Origin of the sequence: Vibrio sp. 10N.286.55.E10, from assembly GCF_002872555.1 — a bacterium.
Taxonomy (GTDB): Bacteria; Pseudomonadota; Gammaproteobacteria; order Enterobacterales; family Vibrionaceae; genus Vibrio; species Vibrio crassostreae.
On sequence record NZ_MCSD01000010.1, the window covers coordinates 121,535 to 142,093 of the forward strand.

Consider the following 20,559-nt stretch of genomic DNA (forward strand, 5'->3'; position numbering starts at 1 on the left):
CCTAAAATTTGTCGGTCAGGCGTTTGTTTGTTGATTGGTCACGTATAATGAACGCCTCATGTCGCACGAGATAAGCACAATTAATGAGAACTCTTCCTGTCTTAATCCTACCTTTTTTATTGGTTTTGAATGCCATTGCATTTTCTACGCAAGCAACCGAAAGCTGGTGGCTCCGAACGGTATTCAACACAAGTTCAGATCAACCAAGTTCTCAAAACTATATCAACGATGTCGATCTTATGGATTGTGGTGATGTAGAAGGTACTCTGCTGTGCAGTGACCAAACCAAATATTACGATCTGGATGTTTATGTTGAATTGGAGCTAGGTGAATCAAGCATTGAAGTGGTTCGCTTAACCTTGCCATATTCGAACTTAAGTTATACCAAGCTTCAGGCTTACCTTCGTCAAGATGGCTTTGCTCTGAGTTCAATTCGTATTGGGGAAGATGAGTTCGATGTCGTCGCTCAACTCGAACACGCAAAACGTGAGGGCGTTGGTTTTGATGAGGTAGATAAGCAGCTCGTAGAATTTATTAATGCACCACACCATTCATCTGATCAAGTGAGTTTATGGAACGTTCCTAACTCATCATCTGCTAGTTCGTCTTCTCCTTGGGTTCAGTTACAGAGTGATGGTGATAACTTAACGGTTGAACTAAATCGCTTTTAATTGCTCAAATTTATAGATGCTTTCGTAATTCATTAGAGAGAACAAGCCTTTTGGAATAACGGTTCACGGGCAGACAGCAAGTTATTATTCATTTAAGTGTTCGTTTTTCTGTGGCTCTCACATTTTTGGCAAGCGTTTACTTTTGCCATTTGTTATACGTTGAGCCTTCGGCAAAACGAGCTTAGGATACGTTCAGTATTGATAAAGGAGACAACCCATGGTTGCAAGAGTAACGACAGCGCCACAAGGCCCAGAACTTTCTGAGTTGGTGCAAGGATACTGGCGTACAGCTGAATGGGGCATGACCCCGCAACAACGCCTGACTTTCCTTAAGCAGCACATTGATCTTGGCATCACAACTGTTGATCACGCGGATATCTACGGTAACTACCAATGTGAAAAGTTGTTTGGTGAAGCATTAGCGCTTGAGCCAAGCCTTCGTGATGATATTCAAATTGTCACCAAGTGCGATATCAACTTGTGTGGTGACCACACTCCTGATCGTAAGATCAATCACTATGACACCAGCGCACACCACATTTACCAATCAGTAAATAACTCACTAGAGCGTTTAGGTGTAGCCGAACTGGATGTATTGCTTATTCACCGTCCAGATGTACTGATGGATGCGGATGAAGTGGCAGAAGCGTTCGCAGAATTACACAAAGTCGGTAAAGTTAAGCACTTTGGTGTTTCTAACTTTTCACCGCGTCAGTTCGAGTTGCTTCAATCTCGCCTAGGTAAGCCACTCGTCACCAACCAAGTTGAAATTAACCCACTGAACTTCGAAGTTGCCCATGATGGTACGTTAGATCAACTGCAGATGAACCGCATTCGCCCAATGGCGTGGTCTTGTCTCGGTGGTGGTAGCATCTTTAGTGGCGATTCAGCGCAAGCGATTCGCGTTCGTGATGAGCTAGAAGCGATTCGTCAAGAAGTGGGGGCCGACAGTATTGATCAAGTGATTTACGCTTGGGTTCGCCGTTTACCGTCTAATCCAATTGCCATTATTGGCTCTGGTAAGATTGAGCGCGTTAAGACAGCTGTTGATGCACTGAAAATTGAACTGACTCGCGAGCAGTGGTACCGCGTATGGGTTGCATCTAAAGGTCACGGTGTGCCATAGAAAGCAATTCTTATAGAAGTAAAAGCCAGCTAACAAAGCTGGCTTTTTTGTGTTCGCCTAACCTATTTCTTCAAAACTGTGATTAAGGTGGAATAATTTTCAAAAACACTCATAATGCACTCTGTTTTTCACCAGTTGGATATTTCCATTGAGCACTTCAAAATTCTCTTCAATCGCCCTTAAACCAGAGCTTCTAAATACGTTAGATTCTCTTGGTTATACTGAAATGACGCCGATCCAAGCGTTAAGTCTTCCTACTATCCTAAATGGCAAGGACGTTATCGGTCAGGGTAAAACGGGTTCAGGTAAAACAGCTGCTTTTGGTTTAGGCGTGCTGCAGAACCTACGCGTTAAGCGTTTCCGTGTTCAGTCTTTAGTGTTATGTCCGACTCGTGAGCTTGCAGACCAAGTAGCAAAAGAGATCCGTACTCTTGCTCGTGGTATTCACAATATTAAAGTGCTGACACTATGTGGCGGTATGCCAATGGGCCCACAGATTGGTTCATTAGAGCATGGCGCACACATTCTTGTGGGCACTCCTGGTCGTATTCTTGACCACCTAGAGAAAGGCCGTATTGACCTGTCTGAGCTGAACACACTTGTGTTAGATGAAGCGGATCGCATGCTAGAGATGGGTTTTCAAGACGCTTTGGACGCAGTGATTGAAGCGGCGCCAAAAGAACGCCAAACTCTGCTATTCAGTGCAACTTTCCCCAAACAGATCAAATCTGTTGCAGACCGCATTATGCGCAACCCAGAAATGGTGAAGGTTGAGTCAACGCACGACCACTCAAGCATCCAGCAACACTTCTACAAGCTAGAAGGTTCTGAAGCTCGTGATGATGCTCTAGAGTTGCTGCTACTTCATCACCAACCGGAATCTGCGGTTGTGTTCTGTAACACTAAGAAAGAAGTGCAGAACGTAAACGATGAGCTAAGCCACCGTGGTTTCAGTGTTATCGAACTTCATGGCGACATGGAACAGCGTGAACGTGACCAAGCTTTGGTTCAGTTCTCAAATAAAACCATCTCGATTCTAGTGGCGACAGACGTTGCGGCTCGTGGTCTTGATGTTGATAACCTAGATGCTGTATTCAACTTTGAATTGTCTCGTGACCCTGAAGTTCACGTACACCGCATTGGTCGTACTGGCCGTGCAGGAAGCAAGGGCGTTGCTATCAGCTTCTTTAGTGAGAAAGAGATGTACCGTGTTGCTCAAATTGATGAGTACATGGATATGCCGATTGAGCCATCTGAGCTTCCAGCAAAACCCATTGCTAAGCCGTACTACTCAAACATGGTAACCATTCAGATTGATGGCGGTAAGAAAGCTAAGCTTCGTGCAGGTGATATTCTTGGTGCATTGACTGGTCAAGGTGGTATTGATGGTAAATCAGTAGGTAAGATCAACTTGTTCGCAATGCGCGCTTACGTTGCTGTAGAACGCTCTGTCGCTAAGAAAGCACTGAACAAGATCGAATCAGGTAAAATGAAGGGTCGTCAATTCCGCGCCCGAATCTTGAAGTAATTCGAGATTGAACCCCTTTGCTGCGATATGTCTAATTAATGATATTGCTAACTAATGACATTGCAGTAAAGGGTGTTCCACAAAATGCCACTCAAGTTTCTTTGTTTAGGTTTATCGACCTAGTCCTCTATATCAAAGCATTATTCATCGGGTCTTATCGAATAAAGATCGTTGATATGTTTTCCTTCGTTAATATACCAATTCATCGCTTCCTGTCGATTGTGAACGAATATCGTAATTGTGGTTATTGAACCATCGTCAAAATAACAAAGCTCATATTCTAAATCGCTTGGGTGCTCAGGAATAGCGGCCATAGCTTGCCTCCCAAATATCAATCATTTGAAAACACGCTACCCCGTTTCTTTTATAGAGTTCGTATTAGGTCAAATGAGTAATAAAAATCAAGTTATATCACTGCCGTTAATTATTTTTAGTTTAATCATTTGCCTAAATAGACGGTTTAGCAAGGTGAAGTCTCAATTTATCTGAAAGTTTTTACGATCAGCTGCTTTTATAGCTAATGTTATAAGATCAAGGGTGAATCTGATAAATCTGTTTACAGGTTCGCTGATCAGTAAAGGGTTGTGAGAGGGTGAAATGAGAAAATGCCGTTGGTTAGTGACATTGGTGTGCTTTCTATTTGCTGGGTGTGGGACGAAATTCGCCTATAACAATATCAGTTGGTTTGCGGTCAGCTATATCGAGGACTTTGTTTCGTTATCCAATAACCAAGAGTCCGAGTTAGAAGCCCGTTTAGACTCATTGCAAGCTTGGCATAAAGAAACTCAACTTCCTCAGTATATTTCTCAATTAGAAGCGATTCAAAGTATTGCTCGTGCCGATATGAATTCTGCGTTTATCGTCGACCAAAGTGAGCAAATTAAGAATCATATTCGTGCGATCGTTAATAAGTTTGCACCCGATGTTTACGCGTTAAGTATGCAACTTAGCCCTAAGCAAGATAGCGAGTTCTTAAAAAACTTTAGAGAAAAACAGCAACACTATTACGAAGAAAGATTGTCGTTGAATGACGAAGACTCCAGAGAGCGATATCGAAATCGCATAGAAGAGAGACTAGAGCGATGGCTAGGATCGGTGTCGAAACAACAAAAGCAGATTATTTATACTTGGTCTCAAGAGTGGGTAAACACCAACGATAACTGGCGCCAATATCAAAATAATACCTACCAAGATCTCACAACACTGATGGAAAAGAAGAGTGATCTACATATCGCTCAGCCAATTATTATGAACTTGCTTATGAATAACGAAGCTTATTATCCAGACGAATTGGAATCTGAGCTTAATAAGAATATGCAGACATCAGCCAAATTTTTGGTGGATATCGCCGCAATCAGTAGTGATAAGCAATGGTCTTATTTCCTGAATGAATTAGACAGTCTCAAGTCAACGCTAGTGACACTGCAGGAGTAGGGCACGAGTAAGCTTCGTTAATAACTAAAAAGGCTGATTGTGTTAAACCAATCAGCCTTTCAAACATTATCGTATGGTAAGGATTTTAACCTCGATTACTCATCAGCAACTTTGGAATAGAGCCTTTCGCTGTCTTCGATATTTTTTGCATCAGTTGAAAGCTTGGTTGCTGAATACCGTGGTCGCTTTGCAGCTCATCAATCATCAATAACCACAGTCTAGCTGTCATTTCTGAATCGGCTAACGCTCTGTGGAAGGTGCCGTCGTTGTCGATATTCTTGAAACGCACAAGGTCGCCTAGCTTATGAGTCGGTGCGTCTTGGATTAGGCGGCGAGCAATCAGCATTGAGCAGGCAAATTGTCCATTGTAATCACGACCAATGTTATCTAACTCTGCATCAAGAAAGCGTTTATCAAATGAGGCATTGTGAGCGACAAGTTGGCTGTCTTGAATGAAGTCTGCAAATTCATCCATCACTTCACTGCAACTGGCCGCTGTGCTTAACATGCGGTTACTGATTCCGGTATAGCCTTCAATGAATCCACTGACACGAAACCCTGGGTTCATGAGTTGTTGGAAGGTGTCGACGACTTCGCCATTAACGAGTTTCACCGCACCGATTTCAATCGCTCGGTCACCCATATTTGGTGATAAGCCTGTGGTTTCGAAATCGAGAACGATAACGGAGTCTGCGGAGTGTGTAGCCATCGTGTTTCCTAATTGCTATTGGGTGGTATCGTTTTATATGAGGCGTTTGGTGCTGCTATTAATAAGTTATTGATTATTGCTGCTGATAGTGAGCTCAGTGTAACCCGTCGAATCATCATGCTCTCTGTGGAAGGTCAAAGTATCGTAACGGTGAACAATCAATTCAGCGGTGGTGGCGATAATCGTTCCCTCCAGCAGATGCCCGCCAATCACATCGCCATTCTCATCAGCAACGGATATATGAACGTGCTGATGGTTAGGCGTTAACGTTGCCATCACAGATACGATTTCGAACGGAGCTTGAACTAGCTTGGTGTTGTTGGCATTAGCTAAGCGAATATTGAGTTGAGAAACACATCCTACACAAGACGCAATAGAGCCCGCGGAGATATTGTGTGCTGTCACTAGCCTCTGGATCTCAAGCTTTAGGTCTTGGCCTCGGGTTAATCTCGTTGCGATAGGAGTAATCATCTCAATACCTCTGTTTTATCTGTGTATCAAAGAACAAAACGAAGCCACAGAGGGCTTCGTTTAAGTAATACGCCGGCTAACACGTTATCGCTGCTAGTTAAGCTTTGATAGTTACTTGCCTTCTTTCTCTTGCTGTTCTCTTTTCTTCTTAGGAACGAAGTTCAATACTGAAATTGGTACTTCTTTGCGTGGTTCGAAACCTTCAACAACGCGACGTTCAATCAAGTGACCGAGACGCTTTTCAATAATGCACAGGTTCTTGAAGTTATCTTTCGATAGGAAAGAGATCGCTTCGCCAGACGCATCAGCACGGCCTGTACGACCAATACGGTGAACATAGTCATCAGCAGGGAAAGGCATGTCGTAGTTTACCACGCGGCTTAGGTTGTCGATATCGATACCACGAGCAGCAACGCCAGTCGCTACCAAGTACTTTAGACGACCTTTCTTGAAGTCAGCCAAGATCTTTTCACGGATCGCTTGGCTGCGTCCACTGTGGAAAGCTTCTGCCTGAATGCCACGCTTTTCAAGTTGAGCCACTAACTTAGCCGCGCCATGTTTAGTTTCGATAAAGATAAGCGCTTGATCCCAATTACCTTCGGTAATCATGTGGCTCAATAGTGCTGACTTACGGTCTTTATCTACCGTTACCAACCATTGCTCAATGTTCGCTTTAGACGCGTCAGTTTTCGCAATTGAAATCTCTTCCGCTTCACTGATAGCACTTTTCGCTAGCGCACGAACTGGCGTTGAAAGCGTTGCCGAGAACAGTAGGTTTTGGATGTCTTGTGGTAAACGCGCAATGATCTTGTTGATGTCTTCAATGAAACCCATGTCTAGCATGCGGTCTGCTTCATCAAGAACCAATACTTCAACTTCATCAAAGTGAACGGCACGTTGTCCGTACATGTCGATCAAACGACCTGGAGTTGCAACCAGAATATCAACACCTTCAATCAGACGATCTTTTTGATGTTGGTAAGACACGCCACCGTACATCGCTAATGAAGTTAGGTTTAGGAACTTAGCGTACTTAGTGATGTTCTGTTCAACCTGAACAGCCAGCTCACGAGTCGGTGTAAGAATCACGGCGCGAATACGTTTTTTACGCTGCGTTTCACCTTTGCTTAGCATTTCTAAGATAGGGAGAACAAAGCTCGCAGTTTTACCTGTACCCGTTTGTGCTGCCGCAATAAGGTTCTTACCAGAAAGTACAATCGGAATTGCTTTTTCTTGAATAGAGGTTGGCTTTTCATAGCCTTGTTTTGCAACGGCTTTAACAATAGGTGAGCTTAATCCAAGCTTGGAAAATGGCATAAGTTTCTCGGTATGATTTGGCTAAATAGCGATGGAAAGGTTTAACAATCTTATACAAGGATAAGATTAATGGCGGCATTCTACCATGTTGCTTGTGTACTGCTAGTCACATGCAATAAAAAATCCAGTGTCGACAAGACACTGGATTTTAGTTTTGGTTGATTGCGATCTAGCTTTGCTTTATTGAAAATGCTTAAGCGATCTCAATCTTCTCAGCTTGGTTCAGCTCTACCATTGATAGTGCTAGCGCTTCTGCAGCCTTAATCCCATCAATACCAGCAGAAAGGATACCGCCTGCGTAGCCCGCACCTTCACCTGCAGGGAAGAAGCCCTTTAAGTTGATGCTTTGGAAGTCTTTGCCACGTTTGATGCATACAGGAGAAGAGGTACGAGTCTCAACACCGGTTAGTAGGCCGTCTGGCGTAGAGAAACCTTTGATCTTCTTCTCGAACGCTGGGATTGCTTCACGAATCGCTTCGATAGCAAAATCAGGCAGCGCTTTTGAAATGTCTGTTAGGTGGATACCCGGCGTGAAAGACGGTTGTACTTCACCGATTGCACTTGGATCGCGACCTTTCAGGAAGTCACCGATTTTCTGTGCTGGTGCATCGTAGTTTTCGCCACCAAGAACATAAGCACCGCTTTCTAGTTCTCGCTGTAAACGGATACCAGCCAGTGCATCACCTGGGTAATCACGTTCTGGGTCGATACCTACAACGATTGCGCTGTTTGCGTTACGTTCTGCACGAGAGTATTGGCTCATGCCGTTAGTTACTACGCGACCTTCTTCAGATGTTGCAGCTACTACAGTGCCACCTGGGCACATACAGAAGCTGTACACAGTGCGGCCATTCTTACAGTGGTGAACGAGTTTGTAGTCCGCAGCACCTAGGATTGGGTTGCCTGCGTTCTTACCGAAACGAGCTTCATCGATCATCGATTGCTTGTGTTCGATACGGAAACCAACAGAGAAAGGCTTCGCTTCCATGTAAACGCCACGATCGTACAGCATTTCAAACGTGTCACGAGCACTGTGGCCAACAGCCAATACCACGTGACGAGATTTGATCTCTTCACCGTTAGAAAGCGTTAGGCCAGTGATTTGACCGTCTTCCATGTGAACGTCGTCTACACGAGTGCTGAAGCGGATTTCGCCACCTAGTTCAATGATAGAAGCACGCATCTTTTCGATCATGGTAACCAGTTTGAAGGTACCGATGTGCGGCTTGCTTACGTATAGAATTTCTTCTGGTGCGCCAGCTGCAACGAACTCTTCGATTACTTTACGGCCGTAGTGTTTTGGATCTTTCACTTGGCTGTATAGCTTACCGTCAGAGAAGGTACCTGCGCCGCCTTCACCAAACTGCACGTTTGATTCAGTGTTTAGAGTGCGCTTACGCCAGAAACCAAAGGTATCTTTCGTACGTTCACGAACTTCTTTACCACGCTCAACAATGATTGGGTTGAAGCCCATTTGAGCAAGTACTAGGCCAGCGAACAGACCACAAGGGCCAAAACCGATAACCACAGGGCGCTCAGTTTGGTTCTCAACCGCTTTAGCAACAAACTTGTACTCCATATCAGGAGTCACTTTTACGTGCGGGTCGCTGATGAATTGTTCTAACAACTCAGCTTCGTTTTCAACGAGAACATCAAGCGTGTAGATAAGTAAGATCTTTGATTTCTTACGAGCATCGTAGCCACGTTTAAAGATATTAAAAGAGAGTACCTGATCAGAGTTAATACTAAGTTTCGCTTCAATAGCGTCTTGAATAGCAGACTCTTCATGGTCTAGTGGGAGTTTAATTTCGGTTAAACGTATCATTTCGATGTCTCGTTTTTTATAGGTGTCTTAGCTAGATCGTTTATTAGTACAGAGTTTGATGAAAACGCTGATGCTCAAAGAAACGATAAGCTCACAATGGCGCGCATTTTACGAGAAATTGATTTATCTGTCATACTAATTTGGAAACATGGAGCAAATAGACACAATATTAGAGCCGTATGATGTTGAATTTTGCTTTGGGATGAGTATTATCCCCATTCTTCAATTTTGACTAACTTATAGAGCAGAGCATCATGGCATTTGTCGTAGGCGATAATTGTATTCAATGTAAATACACAGACTGTGTGGCCGTGTGCCCCGCAGATGCGTTCCATGAAGGCCCAAATTTCATGGTAATCAACCCAATCGAATGTATTGATTGTGGCTTGTGTGTACCTGAATGTGATGCTCAAGCGATCTTCCAAGAAGATGAGTTACCAGAAGACCAAAAGATCTTCATTGAAGTGAACGCAGAGCTCGCTGAGATTTGGCCTGTGCAAACGGAAGTAAAAGCACCAATGGATGACGCTGAAAAGTGGAATGGTGTTGCTGACAAGTTGGCAATGCTAGAAAAGTAATTGCTAAAAAGAACTCAAATAAAAAGGCGTACTGATTTAATCAATACGCCTTTTTTAATATTTGAACGCTGTCGACTGGATTGCTAGCTTATGAGATCTAGCTATGCTGACGACGCATGTTATCGAGGATGATACCTGTCGCCATCGCCACGTTTAAAGATTCTGCGCCACCGAATGCTGGAATCGTAATCTTGTCTGTCACGAATTTAGCCGCATGTTCACGGATACCGTGAGACTCGCTACCCATCAGCAAAATGCCGTTGGCAGTGAAATCAGTCTTATGAACACTTTCACCTTCTAAAAACGCGCCGTAAACCGGCAGGTTCGCTTGCTCTAAGTAAGCAGGTAAGTCCGTTTGGCTTACGTGTACTCGGCCAAAGCTACCCATAGTCGCGCTGATCGTTTTAGGGTTGTATGGGTCTGCGCAATCGCTGCTCGCGACAATATGCTTGATACCATACCAGTCTGCTACGCGAATGATCGTACCTAGGTTGCCCGGGTCAGATACGCCATCAAGCGCGATCATCAAACCTGTCGCTTCCGGTAATTCAACCTTTGGAATCTCAACCACGGCAATTGCCGCATTGTTACTGACCAAAGTACTCGCTTTGGTTAGATCATCCTGCGAGGCTTCAACACAATCAAACTCAATCAGTGAAGCGTGATTTTCAGATAAGAAATCAGCGGTAGCAAAGACGTTCTTCACGACTAAGTCACTATTGAACAGCTCAAGAACGTTCTTTTCACCTTGAACTAGAAACAGGCCGTGGGCTTTACGTTGTTTCTTTTGGCCCAAAGCACGAAGGAGTTTTAATTGGTTTTTTGAAATCATGTTTTTATCCTAGATATAAGCCCGCGCATTATAGAGCAAAGGTTAGATAACCAAAAGCGTGATGACTCAATGCTATCCATATAAAAAGCAAAAGCGACCCACTTAAAAAACAAAAGCGCACTAAATAGCGCGCTCTTATAGGATTTACTCAAGCTGAACAGAGCTGGTAAAGCTCAACCAAAGATCAATACGGCACAGGATAGCGCTTAAAGACGGTATTGATATCAGTCAGGATCTCTTCTGACAGCGGTTTGCTGAATGCGGCTACGTTCTCTTTTAGCTGCTCCATAGTGGTTGCACCAATGATGGTGGAAGTCACCCCATCAACTTGATTACACCAAGCCAATGCCAGCTGGCTCGGAGTGAACCCGTGATCATTTGCCACTTCAACATAGCCTTTAACCGCTTCGTTGGCAGATTCTGTGTCACGGAAAATGCCTTTGCGCTGCATGTAAGTCCAACGACTGCCTTCTGGTCTTGCGCCATCGATGTACTTTCCACTCAACATGCCTGCAGCCAAAGGCGACCATGGCAGGTAAGCGACATCTTCATGCACACAGTTCTCAATCAGATATGGCCAGTCTTTTGCGTGCAGTAGGCTAAATTCATTCTGAATAGAGACCATGCGTGGCAAATCGTGCATCTCACTCAGCTTAAGGTACGTGTTAATGCCCCAAGTGGTGTCATCAGAAAGGCCTACATGACGAATCTTACCCAACTTAATGCAACTCGCTAATGCTTGAAGGATCTCCAACATCTCAGCTTCATGCTGTTGTCGGTCGATGTCGCTAAAACGAATCTGATTAGGGAAATGTTTACCGAAGTGAGGTGTTGTGCGATTTGGCCAGTGAAGTTGGTACAGATCGATGTAATCCGTTTGCAAGCGCTTTAGTGATGCATCAACAGCGGCGATCACCGCTTCACCTGTGATAGGGCCACCGTTACGAACCCAAGGCAATCCAGGACCAGCAATCTTACTGGCAATGATCAACTCTTGGCGACGCTGTGGATTGCGTGACAACCAGTTACCGATAATCGCTTCGGTTTTGCCATAGGTATCTGGAGAAGGCGGAACCGCGTACATTTCTGCCGTATCAATAAAGTTAATACCTTGGCTTAGTGCGTATTCGATCTGTTGGTCGGCTTGCTGTTGCGTATTTTGCAGCCCCCAAGTCATGCTACCAAGACAGATTCGGGAAACGGGAATTTGACTACTTCCTAACTTTGAATATTCCATTGAATTCAGGATTCCTGTTGTTGGGTTCTCTGGTACTCGCATTATAGTTTTGAAAAGAGGGCGAGTGAGGAATGAAAACGAATATGAATTATTAGCACAAAATGGTAAGACAAGGTATGGCTTGAGGTACTTTAATGAGTCATTTCTCAGCGCTGTGATCAGCAAGCATTAGTTGTGAAAATGGTATGCAAGAAGGGATTAGTGGAAAAGGTAATGTAACCACAGTTTTAGCGCATTCGAACGCCGAATAATGAGTACTGCATTAGAAATAAAAAAGCTCTACCGGATAGTGAGTAGAGCGTTTTTATAGGGGTCTTAATGGTACTAGAGATCCATTCAGTTACTAGGCTGCGTTTGTATCGAACCCACCTTGGGTCTGCGCCTGCTTTAGAGCTTCCTGCCTTTGAACTTCTTTCTCAGTTAATACTGGCTGAAGTGTTTCCTCAGAGGCTTGAGGATAGAAAATGAAATATTTATTAATCGTCATAACTATATCTCCGTGTAACGTATGACAGATTCTGCATCAAGGATAAACTGTGATCATCATCCACTTTGTACTTTTTTTAGGCTGAGAGCGAAGGGCGTAGAATGCGTACAAAGCGACCGCTTATCATCCGTATGCAATATTGGAACTGACGAAACCCTCTGTTTTCAAGTATAGGAAGCCTATCTAATTTCACACAATAATGATTTAGAGCAAATACATAGATGGTCAGGGGCGTAAGATGAAAAACCTCGCTACTGACTTAGCATAGGTAATTCTCTAACAATAAATTACTTATCTATATTACATATTAAGTCAGTAAATTAATTACTTAATCCATGGTGAGATGAATTATGGAAAAGCTAGTAGAACGTTTTCTGAATTACGTTACTTTTGATACCAAATCCGATCCTTCTAACCAGCAATGCCCAAGTTCACCGGGTCAAATCACCTTTGCTGAAGCCTTAAAGTCAGAATTGATCGCATTAGAGTTAGTTGATGTCTCTTTAGATGAAAATGGATATTTGATGGCGAAACTGCCGTCGAACGTCGACTACCCAGTACCTGCGATTGGCTTTGTCGCACACATGGATACCGCTCCTGACGCATCAGGTACCAACGTGAAACCACAAGTGATTAAAGATTACCGAGGTGGAACGATTGAATTAGGTGAAAGTGGCGAGAGTTTGAGCCCAAGCCAATACCCAGACCTTGATTCTTTACATGGTCACGACCTTATTACGACTGACGGCACGACTTTGCTTGGTGCCGACAACAAAGCGGGCATCGCTGAAATCATCAGCGCGATTGCTTACCTGAGAGCGAATCCATACATCAAACACGGCGACATCTGCATTGGTTTCACACCGGATGAAGAGATTGGCCGCGGGGCGAACCTGTTTGACGTTGAAAAGTTTGGTGCCGAGTGGGCGTACACCATCGATGGTGGTCCAGTAGGGGAGTTGGAATTTGAGAACTTCAATGCCACAAGTGCTGACGTTATTTGCCATGGCGTCAACGTTCACCCGGGTACCGCAAAAGGTAAAATGGTGAACTCGATGAATATTGCGGCGCAATTCCAATTGATGATGCCTGCGCAAGAAACACCAGAGTGCACAGAAGGTTATGAAGGCTTTTACCACCTGAAGTCGGCTGAAATGGGTGTAGCTCGCTCTGAATTGGGTTACATCATCCGTGATTTTGAACGTGAATGTGTAGAAGCGCGTAAGGCATTCATGCAACAGAAAGTGGATGAGTTGAATGAGCGTCTTGAGAAAGGCCGTGTTGAGTTGGTGTTAACTGATAGCTACTTCAACATGAAGGAGATGGTTGAACCGCATCAACATATTATTGAATTAGCAAAGCAAGCGATGATTGAGTGCGATGTTGAGCCAATGATCAAGCCTATCCGAGGTGGTACAGATGGTGCTCGCCTATCGTTCATGGGGCTACCATGTCCGAATATCTTTACTGGTGGCTACAACTTCCACGGTATTCATGAGTTCATTACCATTCAAGGCATGGAGCAAGCGGTAAAAGTGATTGTCGAATTGTCTCAACGTACAGCGACGCATTACCAAAAATAGAACATCAGAGCGTTATATCTCTTTGTATTTTTGAGAGTATTCAATAATACTCTCTTTAAGCATAAGGGAGTACGCGATGAAAAAGTTAGTTTTACTTTGCACCCACATAGCCGTGGGTGCTTTTGGTTTTGGGCTTGGTGTCTATTCATTACCTATCTTGATTGAACCTGATTCCCCATCTTCGAGTTCAGTTGAAGCGGTCTCACAACAGGCTATTTATACGGGCAAGTTCAGCAAAGATCGCCAAGACAGTGATTTCTTACATTGGGGCGAGGGCATCGTATCTGTGTCTGAAAGTGCGATAGCTTTTGAAGGTGAGTTGGCGCCGGGACCTGATTACAAGGTTTACCTCTCGCCTAAGTTTATTGAAACCGAGCAAGCTTTCAATGACAGCAAGAACGAGTTACTGAGAGTCGGAGATGTGAAAACATTCGACCGTTTTATGGTTGCTCTTCCCGAAGGCACTGATCTTAATCGATTTAATACCGTTGTGATTTGGTGTGAAACTTTTGGTCAATTTATTACTTCAGCCAAGATAAAATGATAGCCTTAGCTAGGTTAATATCAGAATGAACACGAGCGCTCAGGAGTTGAGCGCTTTTTCATAGCACTGATATTAGCGGCTTTCTTGTAAAGCTAACCGTTGTAAAGCTAACTGTTGTAATGCTAAGGAATAAGTAATGGAAAAGTTGTGGCAAGTAATTGATTTTCTACTCGCTCATAAGTTTATTTTTAGTGCGTTGATTATCACTATTATCTTAATCATTCGCCGAATCACCTTGTCTCAAATAAGAGGTGATGTTGCTTTCCTTAGCGAAGACCAACGTAACTGGATGTCACGAACCAAAAACGGCACGTTTGCGATTATTGTTGTGACGTTATTTGTGTTGTGGAAATCCGAAATCAGCGAATTTGCACTGTCAGTTACGGCTATTGCTGTTGCTATCGTCGTTGCGTCTAAAGAGATCATTTTGTGTTTCACTGGTTCTATTCAACGTGCGAGTTCTCGCTCATTTAGAATTGGTGACTGGATTGAGGTGGGTAAAATCAGCGGTGAGGTGATTGAGCACAATTTGATGGCGACTGTGATACAAGAAATCGATTTGTATCATGGGCAGTATCACTTCACTGGCAAGACTGCCACGCTGCCCAACAGCATGTTCTTCACTTATCCGGTAAAGAACCTAAACTTCATGAAGCGCTATGTTTATCATAACTTTTTTGTGACGGTGAAAGACTTTGTAAACCTATACCCTATGGTTCCGAGTCTTATTGTAAAAATTGAAGAGCATTGCGAAGAGTTTATCGATGTTGCCCGCCGTTACAACGGCGTGATCGAAAAGCACGCTGGCGTTGACTTACCGGGTTCTGAGCCTCACATCCATATCACGAGCAGTTCGACGGGTGAGCAAGAAGTACATTTTATGATTTTCTGCCCGACCGAAAAAGCGATTCATTTAGAGCAAGACATTCGCAAAGACTTTATGGAAGCATACGCTGAAGCGTTTCCTGCCAGCACTTAATTCTGCAGTCCGCTGAGTCCTAAACAAAAGAAAGCCGAGAGCGATAATATCGACTCTCGGCTTTTTTGTTCTTGTTATCTATTTCTGAGATTAGTCTAGATCAGCGAGTGGTAACCAATCCACTTGTACACCCGCTTGCTCAAACATATCTTGGCTAACTTTAATTTTGTCGCCCCAGCGAGAAAGGAAGTCTTCACTTTGCTCTGGGCAGTGAACCGCAGAAATACCGGTTTGGATGATTTTCGCTGCGCAGTTTGGACAAGGGAAGTGAGTTACCCAGATTTCACAACTGTCCAAATCACGCTTGGCGAATAAAATTGCATTTTCTTCAGCGTGAAGCGTCTTGAGGTACTTCATTTCTCTGTCATCAGTATCCGCACTATCAGACACGCCATGTGGGTAGCCATTAAAACCAACGGAAACAATACGGTTGTGCTTAGTGATTACGGCGCCGACTTGAGTTGAAGGATCTTTACTCCAAGAACCGACCAATTCCGCCATTTGATAGAAACGTTTAGCCCATTTTGAAATCATGAGAATTCCTTAACAATTAAATGTGAATGCTTATCTGTCTGACAATACATTATGTTAGACAATATCCATAGAGAACAAAAGCTGAGAGATTGATTTACTTAGGAATTGTAGCGTGTTTGTAATGACTTTATAAGCACTTGGTTTCAATTAACATATTGATACACTTTTGCGAGTTATAATTGATATTCCTCGGACATTTGAAGCAATTGTGTTACGTAACTTTTATGCTGTTCAATTTCTCATAAGTGACGGTATAACCATGCGTAAAAAGTTAATCCTTACGGCTCTTGCAAGCTCTCTTATTCTTGCTGGATGTGGGCAAGATGCTCAAAATACTAAGCAAGCGCCTTTACCTCTCGTAGCTGTACAGGATGTTAGCGTTGTTTCTCACCAACAAAGTAAGTCGTACATCGGTCGTATTGAAGCCGTTGAAGACACGGCTATCACAGCGCAAGTTTCAGGCTATTTACAAAGCCGTCATTTCAATGAAGGTCAAATGGTCGAAAAGGGCCAGTTACTTTACTCCATTGAACCATCTTCATTTGAAGCAGAAGTAGCAAGCGCGAAAGCGGCTGTTGCTCAAGCGAATGCCAACCTTAAAAAAGCCGAACTTGATTTTAACCGCGGTAAGAACCTGCTTCCAAAGGGCAGTATTTCGCAGTCGGAGTTTGATGCATTGACGGCAAACTTATTAGGTTCGCAAGCACAGCTTGAAGCAAGCCAAGCACAGCTAAATGCCGCGAATGTTCAGCTTTCTCATACCAAAATCATCGCGCCTTTCTCTGGAAGAATCAGTGACACGAAAGTAAGTAAAGGTGACCTAGTTTCACCGTCTTCAGGTGTGTTGACAACTTTGGTTAGCCTAGACCCAATCCATGCGTCGTTTAGTATCAGTGAGCGTGAGCGTATTGAGTTAGGTATGGACCGCATTGAAGGTGACGGCAGCAGTGATTCTGATCGTGTTGAAGTTCAGATCATGCTTGAGAATGGTGAAGCATTCGAACACCTAGGCCAACTGGATTTCTTAGGTAACCGAATCAATCTTAATACAGGCACAATCGCAATGCGTGCGATTGCCGATAATCCAGATCAGCAACTACTTCCGGGCCAGCACGTTCGTGTGGACCTAAGAGAGAAGCAATCTATTGATGTTGTGACTATCCCGCGCCGCGCGGTTCAAACTGACCTTGAAGGTGACTTTGTGATGGTTTTGGTTGAAGGCGAGAGTGCGCCTGTCGCTGAGCGTAGAAACATCGAGATGGGTAGACAAGTTGAAGGTGGTGTGATTGTTCACTCTGGACTAGAGAAGGATGACGCAGTTATCACTCAAGGCTTACAGCGTGTGCGTAATGGTATGTCTGTTCGCATTCAACCTACTGCTGAACAAGCTGAGTAAGGGGCTTATTTATGTTGAGTCGTTTCTTTATTCAAAGGCCTAAGTTTGCCCTTGTAATATCCATAATTTTAACGCTGGCGGGGGCTATCTCTCTCGCTATCTTGCCAGTGGCGGAATATCCAAAAATTAGTCCGCCTTCTGTTAGTGTTACCGCGTTCTATACTGGTGCAAGTGCTGAAGTAGTAGAGCAGGCGATAGCCGACCCCATAGAAACGTCGGTTAACGGCGTTGAAGATATGATTTACATGTCTTCTAAGAGTGCTAATGATGGTTCCTACAACCTTAATGTGACCTTTGATGTTGGAACTGATCCAGATATGGCTCAGGTCAACGTTCAGAACCGAGTTGCTCAAATCGAATCAAAGCTTCCTCAGGAAGTTAGAATGGTGGGCGTCACCGTTAAAAAGCGCTCACCTGACCTTTTGATGGTATTGAACTTCTATTCGCCAAACGGTGAGTACGACGATCAATTCCTGATCAACTACGTGAACTTAAACATTAAAGACCAATTGGCTCGTGTAAAGGGCATTAGTGAAGTTAACGTTTTGGGTGGTGGTGAATACGCGATGCGTGTTTGGTTAGATCCCGAGAAAATGGCTAACCTGAATATAACCACCTCTGACGTGAATCGCGCGTTGGCGGAGCAGAACGTTCAAGTTGCTGCAGGTCGTATTGGAGCAGCACCTTATAACGACGCACAAGAGGTACAGTTCAACTTGGTAACAAAAGGTCGACTAGAAACGGCTGATGAGTTTGAAAATGTTGTGCTTCGTGCAAATCAAGACGGTTCAACGGTTTACCTAAAAGACATTGCACGTGTTGAGCTTGGTAAAAAGTTCTACGATGGTAATGGCAAATACCGTGGTCAAGACGCTTCAATCGTAACGCTGTCACTTCAGTCAGACGCTAACGCGCTGGAAAGTGGTAAAGCGGTCATGGCGATGCTCGACAACCTAAGCAAGAACTTCCCTGAAGGCGTTGCTTATGAAGCGAGTTATGACACCACACTCTTCGTTGCAGAGTCGATCAAAGGCGTAGTAAAAACGCTAATCGAAGCTATTTTGCTGGTTATCGCAGTTACCTACTTGTTCTTGGGTAGTGCACGTGCAACCTTGATTCCTGTAGTCGCGATTCCAGTATCTTTGATCGGTACGTTTGCCATCATGCAGATGACGGGTTTTACCATCAATACGGTAACCTTGTTCGGTTTGATATTGGCGATTGGTATTGTAGTAGATGATGCGATCTTGGTTATCGAGAACGTTGATACCACGATGGCCAAAGATCCAACGATTTCACCGTGTAAAGCCACGCTTATCGCGATGAAAGAAGTAACCGGTCCGATCGTTACGTCTACCTTGGTTCTACTTGCGGTATTCATCCCAGTAGCGATGCTGCCAGGTATTACCGGCATCATGTATCGTCAGTTCGCCCTGACTATTTGTATCGCAGTTGTTATCTCTTCGATTAACGCACTAACGTTGTCACCAGCATTGTGTTCACTGGTTCTTAAACAGGGCGGTGGTAACACAGCACGTTGGTACCAAGCGTTTAACCGTGGTCTTGAATCAGTAACCAACAAATACGGTCAAATTGCAGGCTTCCTTGTGAAAAAGGGCGTTCTACTATTTACCTTCTTTGTTGTGGCACTAGCAGCGGTAACTTACTTCGCGAAAACCACCTCTACGGCGTTTGTACCTCAAGAAGATAAGGGCATCTTGCTGGTCAATGTGCAGCTTCCTGATGCGGCATCACTGTCTCGTACCGAGGATGTGACTAAGCAATTATTAGAGATGGTTGAGCAAGAGCCGGGTGTTGATGGCGTGACGCTGGTCAACGGCTACGCATTCATGACTGGCGCTTCTGCATCGAATGGTGCGTCGATGTTCATCAAACTCCACGATTGGGATATGCGTAACGCACTGGACGGTCAGCATTCGGCGCAAGCTATTTCTCAGCGTATTAATGGTCGAGCAGCAACAGAACTGCCTCAAGCGATTGTATTTGCAATGGGACCTCCAGCAGTTCCGGGTATGGGTGCAGCGTCTGGTTTTGAGTTTGTTCTCGAAGATACATTAGGCCGTAGCCGTACTGACCTAGCGATGGTTATGAATGACGTGATTGCAGAGGCGACCAAGCAGCCTGAGATTTCACACACATTCAGTACCTTCCGTGCAAATGTGCCGCACTACTATGTCGACATTGATCGTGAGAAAGCGCAACAACTTGGAATTCCGTTGTCGGAAATCTTCCAAACACTACAAGGCAACCTTGGTTCGTTGTACGTGAATGATTTCACCATGTTTGGTAAGAACTTCCGCGTAACCATGCAAGCAGACAGTGAACACCGTAGCAGCATGGATGATCTCCAACGATTCCACGTGCGTTCGTCTAATGGTGAGATGATCCCGTTAAGTACATTAGTGACTTACGATCAGATCTTCGAACCAGATGTAGCATGGCGTTACAACATGTACCGCAGTGCAGTGATCCAAGGCCAACCTGCGCCGGGTTACTCAAGTGGTGATGCGATTGCGGCAATGGAACGTGTCGCGGCTGACGTGCTGCCTCAGGGCTACCAGTACGAATGGACCGGCATGGCTTACCAAGAAGTACTCGCAGGTAACCAAGCGATCTTCGCGTTCGCATTGGCACTGATCTTCATCTACTTGTTCATGGTGGCTCAATACGAGAGTTGGACCATACCGATTGCGATTATCTTAGTAGTACCGGTCGCAACCTTAGGTTCCTTCTTGGCGTTGAACCTAACAGGCACACCGCTGAACCTATATGCACAGATTGGTTTAGTTCTCTTGATAGCCTTGGCCGCGAAGAACGCAATCTTGATTGTAGAATTCGCGAAAGTTGAGCGTGAAGAGAAAGACGCACCAATCGAAGATGCGGCAGTGAAGGGCGGTACGCTACGTTTCCGTGCTGTGAACATGACGTCTTGGTCGTTCATCTTGGGTATTTTCCCGCTTATCTTCGCTGCGGGCGCAGGTCATGTGAGTCAGAACTCTCTGGGTATTTCACTGATTGGCGGCCTGTTATGTGTGTTACTGGCGGGTACGTTCTTAATCCCTGGCTTCTACGCATTCGTTCAGCGTAAACGTGAGAAAGCACACGGCGGTAATACCAAGTTGGTCCCGCTTGATGATGAGTAGGGAACTGATCGTCCTGTAGGGTTAATCCCTTACAAGACCAACCTTCGGAAAATTAATTCCTTATAAAAACTGAGGCTTAGCATTGCGCTAAGCCTTTTTTATTCCACTTATGAATAAAAACGCTTTTTATATAAGCAAATGTTT

The 20,559-nt window shown here is 44.4% G+C and carries 19 protein-coding genes; 10 read left to right on the forward strand and 9 right to left on the reverse strand.

The features are described 5' to 3' along the window. Positions 1–83: 83 nt before the first annotated feature. From BCV39_RS07940 to dbpA, 3 genes are all read left to right on the forward strand, one after another. A complete protein-coding gene (locus BCV39_RS07940) occupies positions 84–671 on the forward strand; it encodes a hypothetical protein (protein ID WP_102433100.1) in 588 nt (195 codons plus the stop codon). Positions 672–888: 217 nt separating this feature from the next. Next, positions 889–1,797, forward strand: coding sequence for an aldo/keto reductase family oxidoreductase (locus BCV39_RS07945; protein WP_102433101.1), 909 nt, complete (start codon positions 889–891; stop codon positions 1,795–1,797). Positions 1,798–1,945: 148 nt separating this feature from the next. After that, positions 1,946–3,325, forward strand: coding sequence for an ATP-dependent RNA helicase DbpA (gene dbpA / locus BCV39_RS07950; RefSeq protein WP_017064348.1), 1,380 nt, complete (start codon positions 1,946–1,948; stop codon positions 3,323–3,325). A 140-nt stretch (positions 3,326–3,465) separates the two neighbouring features. Here dbpA and BCV39_RS07955 read toward each other — a convergent pair whose 3' ends face one another. Continuing rightward, the gene (locus BCV39_RS07955; RefSeq protein ID WP_055319358.1) at positions 3,466–3,639 is read right to left on the reverse strand and encodes a hypothetical protein; all 174 of its coding nucleotides are present in this window, start codon (positions 3,637–3,639) and stop codon (positions 3,466–3,468) included. Between the two features lie 283 nt (positions 3,640–3,922). On the opposite strand from BCV39_RS07955, the gene BCV39_RS07960 reads away from it, so the two are divergent. Continuing rightward, complete coding sequence (locus BCV39_RS07960) at positions 3,923–4,759, forward strand: DUF6279 family lipoprotein (RefSeq protein ID WP_102433102.1); 837 nt, start codon at positions 3,923–3,925, stop codon at positions 4,757–4,759. 85 nt (positions 4,760–4,844) lie between these two features. Here BCV39_RS07960 and BCV39_RS07965 read toward each other — a convergent pair whose 3' ends face one another. The 4 genes from BCV39_RS07965 to BCV39_RS07980 form a co-directional block, all read right to left on the reverse strand. Beyond that, positions 4,845–5,468 (reverse strand): 3'-5' exonuclease, encoded by a 624-nt coding sequence (locus tag BCV39_RS07965; protein WP_102433103.1) that lies wholly within the window; start codon positions 5,466–5,468, stop codon positions 4,845–4,847. A 66-nt stretch (positions 5,469–5,534) separates the two neighbouring features. After that, positions 5,535–5,939, reverse strand: coding sequence for a DUF296 domain-containing protein (locus BCV39_RS07970; RefSeq protein ID WP_055319356.1), 405 nt, complete (start codon positions 5,937–5,939; stop codon positions 5,535–5,537). A gap of 111 nt (positions 5,940–6,050) precedes the next feature. Next, positions 6,051–7,256 carry a DEAD/DEAH box helicase gene (locus BCV39_RS07975; RefSeq protein ID WP_048661141.1) on the reverse strand — a complete coding sequence of 402 codons (1,206 nt, stop codon included), beginning with the start codon at positions 7,254–7,256 and terminating at the stop codon, positions 6,051–6,053. Positions 7,257–7,449: 193 nt separating this feature from the next. Next, a complete protein-coding gene (locus BCV39_RS07980; protein ID WP_102433104.1) occupies positions 7,450–9,081 on the reverse strand; it encodes an NAD(P)/FAD-dependent oxidoreductase in 1,632 nt (543 codons plus the stop codon). A gap of 254 nt (positions 9,082–9,335) precedes the next feature. Between BCV39_RS07980 and fdxA the strand changes: the two genes are divergently transcribed. Then, positions 9,336–9,659 (forward strand): ferredoxin FdxA, encoded by a 324-nt coding sequence (gene fdxA, locus BCV39_RS07985; protein ID WP_010431058.1) that lies wholly within the window; start codon positions 9,336–9,338, stop codon positions 9,657–9,659. Between the two features lie 97 nt (positions 9,660–9,756). Here the strand turns inward: fdxA and BCV39_RS07990 are convergent, their stop codons facing one another. The 3 genes from BCV39_RS07990 to BCV39_RS23145 all read right to left on the reverse strand — a co-directional run bounded on the left by BCV39_RS07990 (position 9,757) and on the right by BCV39_RS23145 (position 12,215). Beyond that, complete coding sequence (locus BCV39_RS07990) at positions 9,757–10,491, reverse strand: RNA methyltransferase (protein ID WP_102433105.1); 735 nt, start codon at positions 10,489–10,491, stop codon at positions 9,757–9,759. Positions 10,492–10,675: 184 nt separating this feature from the next. After that, complete coding sequence (locus BCV39_RS07995) at positions 10,676–11,728, reverse strand: aldo/keto reductase (protein WP_102433106.1); 1,053 nt, start codon at positions 11,726–11,728, stop codon at positions 10,676–10,678. A gap of 343 nt (positions 11,729–12,071) precedes the next feature. Then, complete coding sequence (locus BCV39_RS23145; protein WP_162884312.1) at positions 12,072–12,215, reverse strand: hypothetical protein; 144 nt, start codon at positions 12,213–12,215, stop codon at positions 12,072–12,074. 350 nt (positions 12,216–12,565) lie between these two features. On the opposite strand from BCV39_RS23145, the gene pepT reads away from it, so the two are divergent. The 3 genes from pepT to BCV39_RS08010 all read left to right on the forward strand — a co-directional run bounded on the left by pepT (position 12,566) and on the right by BCV39_RS08010 (position 15,321). Next, positions 12,566–13,798, forward strand: a complete 1,233-nt coding sequence (gene pepT, locus BCV39_RS08000) for a peptidase T (protein WP_102433107.1) — start codon at positions 12,566–12,568, stop codon at positions 13,796–13,798. 76 nt (positions 13,799–13,874) lie between these two features. Continuing rightward, a complete protein-coding gene (locus tag BCV39_RS08005; RefSeq protein ID WP_048662340.1) occupies positions 13,875–14,342 on the forward strand; it encodes a DM13 domain-containing protein in 468 nt (155 codons plus the stop codon). A 136-nt stretch (positions 14,343–14,478) separates the two neighbouring features. Continuing rightward, a complete protein-coding gene (locus BCV39_RS08010; RefSeq protein ID WP_048662339.1) occupies positions 14,479–15,321 on the forward strand; it encodes a mechanosensitive ion channel family protein in 843 nt (280 codons plus the stop codon). A 90-nt stretch (positions 15,322–15,411) separates the two neighbouring features. On the opposite strand, the gene BCV39_RS08015 is transcribed toward BCV39_RS08010, so the two are convergent. Then, a complete protein-coding gene (locus BCV39_RS08015; protein ID WP_004737813.1) occupies positions 15,412–15,855 on the reverse strand; it encodes a cytidine/deoxycytidylate deaminase family protein in 444 nt (147 codons plus the stop codon). A gap of 259 nt (positions 15,856–16,114) precedes the next feature. On the opposite strand from BCV39_RS08015, the gene BCV39_RS08020 reads away from it, so the two are divergent. Then, positions 16,115–17,251, forward strand: coding sequence for an efflux RND transporter periplasmic adaptor subunit (locus tag BCV39_RS08020; RefSeq protein WP_048661148.1), 1,137 nt, complete (start codon positions 16,115–16,117; stop codon positions 17,249–17,251). A gap of 11 nt (positions 17,252–17,262) precedes the next feature. Beyond that, a complete protein-coding gene (locus BCV39_RS08025; RefSeq protein ID WP_102433108.1) occupies positions 17,263–20,415 on the forward strand; it encodes an efflux RND transporter permease subunit in 3,153 nt (1,050 codons plus the stop codon). Positions 20,416–20,559: the final 144 nt, after the last annotated feature.